At 70.9% G+C, this 10,949-nt stretch carries 13 protein-coding genes; 5 read left to right on the forward strand and 8 right to left on the reverse strand.

Features of this window, described 5'->3' with window-relative positions:
- Positions 1–5: 5 nt before the first annotated feature.
- Together pdxH and SAOR_RS09790 are read left to right on the forward strand one after the other, a co-directional pair.
- Positions 6–647: a pyridoxamine 5'-phosphate oxidase gene (pdxH, locus tag SAOR_RS09785; protein ID WP_123631261.1), complete on the forward strand. Its 642-nt coding sequence runs from the start codon at positions 6–8 to the stop codon at positions 645–647.
- Positions 648–746: 99 nt separating this feature from the next.
- Positions 747–1,688 carry a L,D-transpeptidase family protein gene (locus SAOR_RS09790; protein WP_123590233.1) on the forward strand — a complete coding sequence of 314 codons (942 nt, stop codon included), beginning with the start codon at positions 747–749 and terminating at the stop codon, positions 1,686–1,688.
- 68 nt (positions 1,689–1,756) lie between these two features.
- Here SAOR_RS09790 and SAOR_RS09795 read toward each other — a convergent pair whose 3' ends face one another.
- Positions 1,757–2,011, reverse strand: a complete 255-nt coding sequence (locus tag SAOR_RS09795; RefSeq protein ID WP_123631262.1) for an Lpp/OprI family alanine-zipper lipoprotein — start codon at positions 2,009–2,011, stop codon at positions 1,757–1,759.
- A 182-nt stretch (positions 2,012–2,193) separates the two neighbouring features.
- On the opposite strand from SAOR_RS09795, the gene SAOR_RS09800 reads away from it, so the two are divergent.
- Positions 2,194–3,315, forward strand: a complete 1,122-nt coding sequence (locus SAOR_RS09800; protein ID WP_123631263.1) for an enoyl-CoA hydratase/isomerase family protein — start codon at positions 2,194–2,196, stop codon at positions 3,313–3,315.
- A 15-nt stretch (positions 3,316–3,330) separates the two neighbouring features.
- On the opposite strand, the gene SAOR_RS09805 is transcribed toward SAOR_RS09800, so the two are convergent.
- Both SAOR_RS09805 and SAOR_RS09810 read right to left on the reverse strand, forming a co-directional pair.
- A complete protein-coding gene (locus SAOR_RS09805; RefSeq protein ID WP_123631264.1) occupies positions 3,331–4,848 on the reverse strand; it encodes a protein adenylyltransferase SelO in 1,518 nt (505 codons plus the stop codon).
- Between the two features lie 52 nt (positions 4,849–4,900).
- Entirely contained in the window at positions 4,901–5,275 is a 375-nt protein-coding gene (locus SAOR_RS09810; protein ID WP_123631265.1) for a hypothetical protein, read from the reverse strand.
- 119 nt (positions 5,276–5,394) lie between these two features.
- On the opposite strand from SAOR_RS09810, the gene SAOR_RS16805 reads away from it, so the two are divergent.
- Together SAOR_RS16805 and SAOR_RS16810 are read left to right on the forward strand one after the other, a co-directional pair.
- Entirely contained in the window at positions 5,395–5,982 is a 588-nt protein-coding gene (locus SAOR_RS16805; protein ID WP_185015625.1) for a class I SAM-dependent methyltransferase, read from the forward strand.
- A 32-nt stretch (positions 5,983–6,014) separates the two neighbouring features.
- Positions 6,015–6,455: an SRPBCC family protein gene (locus tag SAOR_RS16810; protein WP_185015626.1), complete on the forward strand. Its 441-nt coding sequence runs from the start codon at positions 6,015–6,017 to the stop codon at positions 6,453–6,455.
- Positions 6,456–6,625: 170 nt separating this feature from the next.
- Here SAOR_RS16810 and SAOR_RS09820 read toward each other — a convergent pair whose 3' ends face one another.
- The 5 genes from SAOR_RS09820 to SAOR_RS09840 all read right to left on the reverse strand — a co-directional run bounded on the left by SAOR_RS09820 (position 6,626) and on the right by SAOR_RS09840 (position 10,443).
- Positions 6,626–8,077: an SLC5/6 family protein gene (locus tag SAOR_RS09820; RefSeq protein ID WP_123631267.1), complete on the reverse strand. Its 1,452-nt coding sequence runs from the start codon at positions 8,075–8,077 to the stop codon at positions 6,626–6,628.
- 123 nt (positions 8,078–8,200) lie between these two features.
- Positions 8,201–8,725, reverse strand: a complete 525-nt coding sequence (locus tag SAOR_RS09825) for an acyl-CoA thioesterase (protein ID WP_123631268.1) — start codon at positions 8,723–8,725, stop codon at positions 8,201–8,203.
- Positions 8,722–9,150: a large-conductance mechanosensitive channel protein MscL gene (mscL, locus tag SAOR_RS09830; RefSeq protein WP_123590226.1), complete on the reverse strand. Its 429-nt coding sequence runs from the start codon at positions 9,148–9,150 to the stop codon at positions 8,722–8,724. Before mscL ends, SAOR_RS09825 begins: the two co-directional genes overlap by 4 nt.
- Before the next feature lie 365 nt (positions 9,151–9,515).
- Positions 9,516–9,950 (reverse strand): universal stress protein, encoded by a 435-nt coding sequence (locus SAOR_RS09835; RefSeq protein ID WP_123631269.1) that lies wholly within the window; start codon positions 9,948–9,950, stop codon positions 9,516–9,518.
- A gap of 70 nt (positions 9,951–10,020) precedes the next feature.
- Complete coding sequence (locus tag SAOR_RS09840) at positions 10,021–10,443, reverse strand: glycine zipper family protein (protein WP_245965435.1); 423 nt, start codon at positions 10,441–10,443, stop codon at positions 10,021–10,023.
- Positions 10,444–10,949 lie beyond the last annotated feature (506 nt).

Below are 10,949 nucleotides of genomic sequence, written 5' to 3' on the forward strand. Positions count from 1 at the left end.
CCCGCATGAGCGACGCGCCGAGTGCCTGGCAGGGCGATCTCGACCGCGACGACCTCAACGAGGACGCGGTACCGGCCCATCCGTTGGCCCTGTTCGGCCACTGGTACGAGGCCGCCCGCGGCTGCGGGTTGAAGGAGCCCAGCGCCATGACGCTGGCCACCATCGATCCGGACGGACGGCCCTCGGCGCGCATCGTGCTGCTCAAGGGGTTCGACGCCGACGGCTTTCGCTTCTACACCAACTACGAAAGCCGCAAGGGCGCGGCCCTGGCCGTGCACCCGGATGCGGCCCTGGTGTTCTGGTGGGAGCCGATCGAGCGCCAGGTCCGGGTGACCGGCACGGTCCACAAGCTCGGGCCCGAGGACGCGGACGCCTATTTCGCCCGGCGCGCACGCATCAGCCGGATCGGGGCCCACGCCTCGCCGCAGAGCGAGGTCATTCCCGGCCGGGCCGAGCTGGACCAGCGCCTGAGCCGGGCCGAGGCGCAGTTCGAGGGCCGGGACGTCCCCCGCCCGCCGCACTGGGGCGGCTATGCGCTGGTCGCCGACAGCATCGAGTTCTGGCAGGCCCGGCACGGCCGCCTGCACGACCGGCTGCGCTACCGTCGCGACAACGATGCCTGGGCCCTCGAACGGCTCGCCCCCTAGACCGGGCTCGCGGGCGCGGGCACGCGGATCCGGGTTAAAGTCACGATACCTGAACCGCATCGTGCCACCTCGCCACGCCGCCTCCGACGGAACGACGCTATGACACTGCGCGCCCTCCGGCCCGCCTGCCTGCTCCTGCTCGCGCTGCTCGCCGCGCTTCCCGCGCAGGCCGCCATCTACGACATGCCCGCCGAAGGCGACGATCTCGTCGGCGCACTGCAGCACATCGAGACGCGCGAGGAGGATACCTTCGTCAAACTCGCGCGCCGCTACAACGTGGGCTATCGCGAACTGCGGCTGGCCAATCCCGAGGTCGATCCCTGGCTGCCCGGCGAGGGCACCGAGGTCGTCATTCCCACGCGCTATGTCCTGCCGGACGTGCCGCGCCGCGGCATCGTGATCAACATCCCCGAAATGCGGGTCTACTACTTCCCGCCCGAGGGCAGCGAATACGCCGGCCGGGTGGTGACGCATCCGCTGGGCATCGGCCGCGAAGGCTGGTCGACCCCGCTGGGCAAGACCACGATCGTGCGCAAGAAGGCCGACCCCACCTGGACGCCGCCGGCCTCGATCCGCAAGGAACACGCGGCCCAGGGCGAGGAACTGCCGGACGTGGTGCCCGCCGGTCCGGACAACCCGCTCGGCCAGCACGCGCTCTATCTGGGCATGCCGTCGTATCTGCTGCACGGCACGAACAAGCCGGCCGGGATCGGGCTCAAGGTCTCGCACGGCTGCATCCGGCTCTATCCCGAGGACATCGCGTCGCTGTTCTCGATGGTCGAGCCGGGCACGCCCGTCAACATCATCAGCGAGCCCTACAAGATCGGTCGGGAGGGCAACACGCTCTACATCGAAGCCCATCCGCCGGACGCCAGCGGCGATGCGCCGGTGCGCTCCTTCACGCCCTGGGTCGAGGCGGTTATCGGCGCTACCGAGTCGCGCCAGAGTTCGCCGGTGGACTGGGACCGCGCCCAGAAGATCGTCGAGACCGCCGACGGCATCCCCGAGCCGATCGGGGTGGAGATCCGCGACGACGAATAGCGCCCACGAAAAAGCCCCGCCGAAGCGGGGCTTTCGCGGCGCCCTGAGGCGCTAAGACGCGGCGCGCCTTACTTGCGCTGCGAGGACTCGAACATGCGCTCGATGCGCTGCGAGTTCGCCTGCGAAGCGGACTTGGCCTCCTGGGCGGTCTGCATCGCGCGGTTAGCCGTACGCTGCGCTTCGTTGGCCGTCGTCTGGGCGGATTCCGCCTTGCGCATGGCCTGGTCGATCTGGGACTGGGTGGCGTCGGAATTGCTCGCACAGCCGGCGGCGGCAGTGACCACGCCAATCACGAAAGCGGATTTCAGCAGCGTCTTGGTCATATCAAAACTCCTTGTTTTGCGTTGGTACGACCGGTGTATCGTTCGGTCGGGCACCGACAAATTATCATAGCGTCGCGCGTTTGTAGATTGCAGGCGGGTCGGTGATCGATTTTTCGACACTTGTCCCGTCGTGACAAACAGGCCAGCATTCGCCGCGCCGTGCAGCAGGTGATGATCCAGACATGAGCGACGCCCCCATCCTGTTCGATGAGATCGAGGCCGCCGGCGGCCGTCGGATCGGCCGGGTCCGGCTGAACAATCCGCGCACACTCAATGCGTTGACCTTCGACATGCTCGAGCCGCTGTACCGGCAGCTCACCGCCTGGGACAGCGATCGCACCATCGGCTGCATCCTGATCGAATCCACGGGCGAGCGGGCGTTCTCGGCCGGTTCGGACATCGTCGCGCTCTACCGGGGCATGACCGGACAGGGCGACCCCGACTATCCGGCGCGCTTTCTCGCGCTGGAATACCGCCTCTGCCACGCCGTCCACATGCTCGCCACCCCCTGTCTGGCCTGGGGCAACGGCCTGGTCATGGGCGCCGGCATGGGGCTGTTCTCGGGCGCCTCGCACCGGGTGGTCACCGCGGCCTCCCGACTGGCCATGCCGGAGATCAAGATCGGATTGTTTCCCGACTGCGGCGCGACCTGGTTCTTCAACCGCCTGCCGCCGCGGCTGGGGCTGTTCGTGGCCCTGACCGGCATCACGCTGTCACCCCGGGACGCGCTGGTGGCCGGACTCGCCGACCGCGCGATCGACCACGGCGCTCACGCCGAGGTCGTCGAGGCGCTCCAGCGCATCGACGACTGGCACCAGCCGCATGCCGCGGTCGACCGGGTGCTGCGTCGCTTCGCCATCGACCGGCCGGCGGGGTTGGGGCCGTCGCGGCTCGTGGAGCATGTGGAAACCATCCGCGAGGCCACCGATGCGGCCACGCTCGCGGGCATGGTCGGCGGCATCCGCCGGCTGGCCGATCACCCGGATCCGTGGCTCGCGGAAGCGGCGGCCAATCTCGACGCCGGCTGTCCGGTCACCGCCCATATCATCTACCGCCAGCTGCGCGGCGGGCGCTATCTGTCGCTCAAGCAGTGCGTGATGCGCGAATTCAAGATCGCGCTGCAGTGCTGCCGCCACCCCGACTTCGCCGAGGGCGTGCGGGCCCTGCTGGTGGACAAGGACCGGACCCCGCACTGGCATTTCGAGTCGGTCGCCGAAGTGCCCGCGGACTATGTCGACGCGCATTTCCGCGCGCCCTGGGACGGCGATCACCCGCTGCGCGATCTGCCCGACATCAAGCCCTGATCGCCGGCGCCGCGGCTACGAGGAGCAGCTGAGCACCAGCCCGCGCGCCCAGTCCGGCGGCAGACGGGCGTAGTCGGCGTTGTCGGGCTGCTCGTCGAAGGGACGCCGCAGTACCGCGTGCAGCCGATGCAGTTCGCTGTAGTCGCCGTCCGCGGCCCGGTCGATTGCCTGCTGTGCCAGATAGTTGCGCAGCACGTACTTGGGGTTGGTCAGGGCCATGCGCTCGGCGCGGGCGACGTCGTCGGCCCCGGTGCCGCCGAGACGCGCGCGCCAGCGATCCAGCCAGGCGGCGGCCGCATCGCGGTCGACGAACTCGTCCACGAACGGCGCATTCGCCGCCGCGGGCGCCGCCGACACATGGCCCAGCGCCCGGAACGTGCGGGTGAAGTCGGCGCCGTCGGCGGCCATGGTCCTGAGCAGATCGTCGACCAGCGCACGATCGTCGTCGCGGGCGTCCGGCAGGCCGAGCTTGGCGCGCATGCGCTGCATGTAGGCCGCGTCGAACCGGCCGCGATAGGCCTCGAGCAGCGCCTGGCCGATCTCCACCGCCGCGTCGGGCTCGCCCGAGAGCAGCGGCAGGATCGCCTGCACGAAGCGGCCCAGATTCCACAGCCCCACATGCGGCTGCTGATCGTAGGTGTAACGCCCCCCGGCGTCGGTGTGGTTGCAGATCCAGTGGGGGTCGAAGCTGTCCATGAAGCCGTAGGGGCCATAGTCGAGCGTGAGCCCGAGCACCGACATGTTGTCGGTGTTGAGCACGCCGTGGCAGAAGCCCACGGCCTGCCAGTCGGCGATGAGCTCGGCCGTCAGCGCGATCACGCGCTCGGCCCAGGCCCGGTAGCGCTCGCCGTCGTCCTCGATCCCGGCCAGTTCGGGAAAATGCTGGCCGATGACGTGATCGGCCAGCGGCGCCAGGGCGTCGAAGTTTCGGTTCTCGAACAGGATCTCGAAGCTGCCGAAGCGCACCAGACTGGGCGCGACGCGGGTCATCACCGCCGCGGTCTCGGCGGTTTCGCGATAGACCGGCGCATCGCTGCCCACGATCGCCAGCGCGCGGGTGGTGGGCACGCCGAGCGCGGCCAGGGCCTCGCTGCCCAGATACTCGCGGATGGTCGAGCGCAGCACCGCGCGGCCGTCGGCGAACCGCGAGAACGGCGTCTTGCCGGCGCCCTTGAGCTGGATCTCGTAGGCCTGGCCGCGGGCGTTGCGCACGTCGCCGATGGTGATCGCGCGACCGTCGCCGAGCTGGCCGGCCCAGACGCCGAACTGGTGCCCGCCGTAGCGGTGCGAGACCGGGTTCGTGCCCGCCGGCAGCGCATTGCCGGACAGCGTCTCGGCGTAGCCCTGCTCGCGCGCGGCCTCGGCGTCGATGTCCAGCAGGGCGGCGACGTCGTCGTTGAACGCGATCGGGTACGGCGCCTCCAGCGGCGTCGGCGCCTGCGCGAAGAACCAGGGTTCGCCCAGCGCGGCCTGGCGGTTGATCCAGTCCAGCGCGAAGACGTCGCGGTCGCTGACGGTTGCGGCATCGCTCATGTGTCGAACGTGGTGACGCCGGCCAGCGGTACAAGCGGACCCGCGGCGGCCTCTACCGATCGCCGTCCTCGGCCGGCTGGCAGTAGGTGGCCGCGGGATCGCCGCTGCCGTCCTCGATCGGCACCTCACGGGAGTCCGCCCGGGCGCGGCATTCGGCCTGGCGACGCCGGGCCTCGGCGCTCAGCCGTTCCTGCTCGTTCTCGTACTTGCGGCGGGCGTCCTGAAGCCGCTCGATGTCGGTCGACAGATTGCGGCGATCCCGGTCGCTCGCGCCCGGGCGAACCGGCTCGCCGATAGTCTCGAAGGCATCGATGGGCTCGTCGAGCGGGCCCGGCTGCGCAGGCTCGGGGGCCGTGGTGCAGGCCACGGCGCCGAGACACATCAGGGCGGCGCAGGGCAGGGCCCAGCGGGTGACGGATACGGACATGGTTCTCCCCGGACGGCGTTTCGAATCAGTCTAGAACAAAATCCGCGCCGTGCGCGCTCGTCATCGCCGCGTCATGCACCGCGGTTACAACGGACGCGTCCATCCCTCGGGAGCGCCTCGTGCCGGCATCCGACGCCCGACTGCTCATGCGCCTCTGGCTGCGGGCGCCCTTGACCATCGCCACCGCCGCGCCCAGCGGCCGGGCCGTCTGCGCGGCGCTGATCGCCGATGCCCGCGCCGCCGACGGCACCGTCGTCGAACTGGGCGCCGGTACCGGCCCGGTCACCACGGCGCTGCTGGCGGCCGGCGTCGCGCCGGAGCGTCTGCTCGCGGTGGAGGCCAATCCGACGCTGCACGCGCGGCTGTGCGAGCGGGTCGGGGCGCGCGTGGCCACCCTGCACGACGCCACCGATCTGCCCGCCCTGTTCGCCGACCGCGGCGTGCAGCGCGTGGCCGCGATCGTCTCTACCCTGCCCATCCTCAATTTCGCCCCGACCGCCCAGCGCGCGGTGCTGGACGGCTGCTTCGCCCAGGCCGATCCCGATGCGAGCTTCACCCAGATCACCTACCTGCCCGGCTCGCCGGTACCGCGCGCCCGGCTGGCGGCCTGGGGCTATCGCGCCGAGGTCGCGCGCTTCATCTGGCGCAATCTGCCGCCGGCCACCATCTGGCGCTACAGCCGGGCCGAGAACGCGCACACGCGCTAGCATGCGCGGGAATCCGCCCGCTCGAATCGATCATGCAGCATCTGCACGTGGCCCGTACCCTGCCCGCCGACACCGCGACCGTGTTCGCGGTACTCGCCGACCACGCCGGCTACGCCCGCCTGCCGGGCGTGCGCTCGGCCACCCTGCGCCGCCGGGGCGCCGACAGCCGCGACGGCGTCGGCGCCGAGCGCGTGCTGCGGCTGCCGGGGCTGACGCTCGTCGAGCGCATCACCGAGTACGCCCCCGGGCGGGCGCTGGGCTATCGCATCATCGAATCGCCGCTGCCCATCGAGCATCTCGGCGCTCGGCTACTGCTGGAGCCGCGCGGCGACCGGGCCACCCTGGTCGAATGGAGCGCCCGCCTGCGGGCGACCACGCCCGTCATCGGCGCCGCGGTCGAGCGCGCGATCGCCCGCCAGATGGCGCTGGCCTACGCCACGGCCCTGCGCCTCTGGGCCCGGCGTCTGCGCTAGCCCCGAAAGAGACCGCCCGGCAGACGCCCCACCCGCGGTGCGCCGAGCACGCGGGCAGCCTACGCCCGTCGATCGCCAACCCCTGCCCTGGCGGGCTCGACGGCAGCGGCCGGGCCGGGGCTCGGCTGTGGGTCATCTCGCCGCAAACAGCGTCTGGCGCGACTGGACACCTAGGCCGAACCGCGACCGGCCGGCGCGGGCAGCGGCGCCCCCGCGCGCAGCACCGCCCCCAGCAGATAGCCGGCGCTGCACAGCAACAGTCCCCAGACGTTGATGCCCAGCGTCTGGGCGTACCGGCCGCTGCCGATCGCCAGGGCGTCCGGGATGACCGCCAGGCCGGCGAAATCCTGCAGCACCAGCAGCACCCCGATGAACACGCCCGGCCAGAGCGCGAGATGGAACGACAGCGCGCCCGCCGACCGAATCCAGGCGAGCAGAAAGATTGGCGCCAGGCCCATGATGGCGGTGCCGCTGATGGTCGTGGCCGCGATCACCGCCGGCCCGACACCGTCGATATAGAGCGACAGCAGCGGGATATTGCCCAGCAGGGCGATCGCGATCAGCGCCCGTCGGCCGAAGCGCAGCTGCGGCATGTCCGGCGTCTCGCGGCTGCGTCCCGGCCAGTCGCGGCTGGCGAACTTGGCGGTGGCACAGAAGGTGGAATCCAGCGTCGAGCCGGCGCTGGTGAGCATCACCGCGTTGAACAGCAGCGACATCCACACGCCGATGGCCGCCGGGACGGCGACCGCCACCGACGTCCCGGTCTCCACGCCGACCGCCAGCGCATACAGCCCGACCACGCTGAACAGTGCGATCAACCCGCCGCCGAACACGGCCGCCAGCACGAAGCCCAGCAGCATCGAACGCGGCGGGCTGATGAAGGCGCGATCGGTCAGCACCGGGTCGTGAAACCCGTAGGACAGCACCTGAACCAGCGCCAGCGCCAGGAAAGTCAGCCCGCCGGCCTGCATGGCGGGCGTCACGCCCGCGCCCACGCGCGGCACGCCGTGGCTGAGCAGGCCCGGCCCGAGCACCGCGAGGGTGGCCACCAGCAGCACGGCGATCAGCAGCATCTGCATGGCGTCGGTGAGGATCGAGGAGCGCAGCCCGCCGCGCCAGGAGTAGAAGGCGGTGACCGCGGTGACGATGCCGGCCGCGCTCCAGTAACCCGCACTGCCCTCCGGGCCGAAGAACTGGGCCGTGACCTTGGTATTGGACCAGACTTCGTTGAACAGCCGAATGGCGATGACCGCGAGAAACATCTTCGCGGCAAAGCCGCCGTATTTGCAGGTCAGAAACTCGGCCAGCGACGTGAAACCGCCGCGCGTGCGCAGACAATAGACGGCGATGGCCACCACGATGAAGGCGAGCCAGTAGGCGGCGTAGGCCAGTCCGCCCCAGAGTCCGAACGCCGCCGACAGGTTCATGGCATTGTCGAGGCTCTTGGCCATGACCCAGGAAATCGCCGCGGACACCCCGAGCAGCAGCGGGCCCGGCGGCACGCCCCGCTCGGAGCCACCGTCGAAGAAGGCGCGCGGGCCGACCCGGCTCGGACTCATCGCCAGTACCAGCGCACAGTAGGCGAACAGAACCAGCCAGGGTGCGATCAGCAGCCACTGCATGGACACGTCTCCCCGATTGCGGTGCGTCCGGCCGGCCGCACCTTTGAACTGGCTACGCGCCGCAGAGCATTCACGATGCGAAGACCGTCATGGCCCACGGTCGCGCCGCACCGCGCCGATCACTCAACCGCGCGTGGCCGCGCCGCCGCGACGCGCCCGAACACGCTCGGCGTGGGCCAGCCGGGTCTCGCGGCGCAGACCCGCCTCGGCGTGGCGCGCCCGCTCGGCCTCGGTCTCGGGCGCCAGCGGCGGTACCGTCGCGGGATAGCCGTCCGCATCCAGCGCCACGAAGGTGGAATAGGCCGAGACCACATGCCGCGACTCGCGGCGATAACTGTCCTCGGCGATCACCCGGCAGCCGATCTCCATCGAGCTGTCCCAAGCGCGATTGCAGGCCGCGGAGAAGATCAGCGTATCGCCGGTGCGCGCCGGCGCCATGAAATGCACGTCGTCCACCGACGCGGTCACGCAGACGCGACCGCTGTGTCGCTCGGCGACCACCAGGCAGATGCGGTCGACCGTGGCCATGATCATGCCGCCGAACACCGTGGCGTTGGCGTTCATGTCGTTGGGAAAGACCTTGTAGATGTGCGCGTCCACACCCGACTCGGACGGCGTGCGCGCGCGCTCCTCGGCCGCGGTGCTCATGGCCCACCGGAATCCGCGGGCCCGCGCGGCTCGCGCAGGGCATCGCGGATCTCGGTGAGCAGCACCTCCTCGCGCGAGGGCGCCGGCGGCGCGCTGGGCGCCTCGGCCTCGCGCCGCTTGAGGCCGTTGATGGCGCGCACGACCAGAAAGATCGCGAAGGCGACGATCACGAAATCGAACACGCTCTGCAGAAACAGGCCGTAATCGAGCGTCACCGCCGGCGTCTGACCGGCCGCGTCACGCAGGGTGACCCGCAGATTGGACAGATCCACGCCGCCGACGAGCAGCCCCAGGGGCGGCGAGATCACGTTGGCCACCAGCGACGACACGATCTTGCCGAACGCCGCCCCGATGACGACACCGACCGCCAGATCGACGACGTTGCCGCGGACCGCAAAGGTCTTGAATTCCCGGATCACACGCATGGCCACCCCCGGCATGAAGACACGCCCTGGATGATAGCGCCTTGCGGCCGCGGCCGCCGCTCCAGGGCCTGTCAATACGTCCTACGAGCCTGCGCCAAGCGCTCCTGAAAGGTGACTATGGGCGGCAGGACGAGGCGTCGTACGCGGCGAGCAGTCGTTCTCGCCAGCGTGCGACAACGCTGGATTGCCGCATTCCGGTCGATTCATGAGCGCCTGGCCCTTCGGGTTGGGCCGCCCATTAAACAATCATGAGGCGCCGCGGCGTTGCCCGTCTGGATCGAGGCGCGCCGCGATCAGCGACTTGCGCGTCGCCGCACACGATGTGCGGTCTCCAACGCGGCGCTTTTATGAAGTGTTGACGGGTCCTAACGCACGAGAACGACCCGACAGTCGGCGGCGTGCAGCACGCGATAGGCGACGCTGCCGAGTATCAGGCTGGACAGGCGGCTCGCGCCGCGGCTGCCGATCACGATGGCGTCCACGCCCAGGCGCCCGGCCTCGTGCACGATGGTGTCGCTGGGCGCCCCGGCCTTGACGTCGAACTCGACGTTGTCGGGCGCGACACCGGCCTCCTCGATCGCCCGCTGCAGCAGGCTCTCGCCGTCGCTTTTCGCTGCCTCGCTGGCCTCGGCGGGCGCGCTCGCGGCACGGCCGAGCAGATCCTGCGTGTTGCCGACCGACGGCTGGACGTTGAGCAGATAGACACGGCCCTCGGGACGGCTGATCAGTTCGGCTGCCAGCTCCACGGCGACATGTGAGTGCGCCGATCCATCGACCGGCACGAGAATCGACTGGTACATCACTACCCCTGTGCAGAACGTCGAATCGACATGTCCAAACCTAACACGGCGGCCGGGGCGCGGCGGCGGCTCAGTCCCAGCCCACCGGCTCGTAGCCCCGCTCGCCCAGACAACGGTTCACGTAGGCGCGGTAGACCGGCGCCGGGTCGTTGCGATCGAACAGGCCCCGGATCAGCCCGGCCGTGGCCCCGCCGGCGGCGCCCGCGGCCGCGCCGCGGCCGACGTTGCCGTAGATCGCACCGGCCACGGCTCCGCCGGCGCCACCGACCGCACCGCTCTCGGCGGTGCGTCGCGCCACGCCGCCCTTCGAGTAATCGAGTCCGGCCGCCTCGGCCCGCCGCTGGCAGGCGTCGATGGCCGCCTGGCCGGCGTCCTCGCCCTGGCGGGACAGGGTGTCGTTGGGATAGAGCACCGGCCGCTGATGGGCGCAGCCGACCAGCGCCGCAGCCAGCAGCAGCAGACCCAGCGCCCGGGCCGTCGTGAGCATTTTCATGGCGCCTCCTCCGCCGTCGGGCGGCCGTCGATGTCGTACCGGTAGTCAGCATAGCGGCGGATCCGCTCCGCGTCGCGCCCGGGCCCGGATCCGGAGTGGCCGGCTGTCCCGACTGCGGGCGGCCCGGCTCGAGCGCGCCTGTCCGCCGCGGCGAGCCTTGGCCCTGCTCTCCGACAGCTGTCTGCGTCGCCCTGCGCCCCGGCCCCGTAGCGGATGCCAGCGTCCGGCCCGCGCCACGCGGCGACCGATTTGCGCGGGCGCGGGATCGACCGCAGCGCCAAGACCGCCGCATGCCTCGAGGCCGGCGCCAACGCGGAGCCGGAGACGCCCCGGACAGGCAGTGATATCGGGCGCGACGCACACCGGCAACACCGCCCGGAGACGGGCGCGATGCGGACGGTCGGGCGAGCCGCGCGACGCACCGTATCGGCAGGCTCGTCGATCCGTAGTGAAAGCCGACGCGGCCCGCCGATCCCGCGGGCCGCGATGGGCGGGGGGCGGGGCCG

Origin of the sequence: Salinisphaera orenii subsp. orenii MK-B5, assembly GCF_003788635.1 — a bacterium.
Taxonomy (GTDB): Bacteria; Pseudomonadota; Gammaproteobacteria; order Nevskiales; family Salinisphaeraceae; genus Salinisphaera; species Salinisphaera orenii.

Coding starts and splice junctions, on each gene's coding strand:
- pdxH (WP_123631261.1), top strand. CDS start 6: ATGAGCGACGCGCCGAGTGCCTGGCAGGGCGATCTCGACCGCGACGAC.
- SAOR_RS09790 (WP_123590233.1), top strand. CDS start 747: ATGACACTGCGCGCCCTCCGGCCCGCCTGCCTGCTCCTGCTCGCGCTG.
- SAOR_RS09795 (WP_123631262.1), bottom strand. CDS start 2,011: ATGACCAAGACGCTGCTGAAATCCGCTTTCGTGATTGGCGTGGTCACT.
- SAOR_RS09800 (WP_123631263.1), top strand. CDS start 2,194: ATGAGCGACGCCCCCATCCTGTTCGATGAGATCGAGGCCGCCGGCGGC.
- SAOR_RS09805 (WP_123631264.1), bottom strand. CDS start 4,848: ATGAGCGATGCCGCAACCGTCAGCGACCGCGACGTCTTCGCGCTGGAC.
- SAOR_RS09810 (WP_123631265.1), bottom strand. CDS start 5,275: ATGTCCGTATCCGTCACCCGCTGGGCCCTGCCCTGCGCCGCCCTGATG.
- SAOR_RS16810 (WP_185015626.1), top strand. CDS start 6,015: ATGCAGCATCTGCACGTGGCCCGTACCCTGCCCGCCGACACCGCGACC.
- SAOR_RS09820 (WP_123631267.1), bottom strand. CDS start 8,077: ATGCAGTGGCTGCTGATCGCACCCTGGCTGGTTCTGTTCGCCTACTGT.
- SAOR_RS09825 (WP_123631268.1), bottom strand. CDS start 8,725: ATGAGCACCGCGGCCGAGGAGCGCGCGCGCACGCCGTCCGAGTCGGGT.
- mscL (WP_123590226.1), bottom strand. CDS start 9,150: ATGCGTGTGATCCGGGAATTCAAGACCTTTGCGGTCCGCGGCAACGTC.
- SAOR_RS09835 (WP_123631269.1), bottom strand. CDS start 9,950: ATGTACCAGTCGATTCTCGTGCCGGTCGATGGATCGGCGCACTCACAT.
- SAOR_RS09840 (WP_245965435.1), bottom strand. CDS start 10,443: ATGAAAATGCTCACGACGGCCCGGGCGCTGGGTCTGCTGCTGCTGGCT.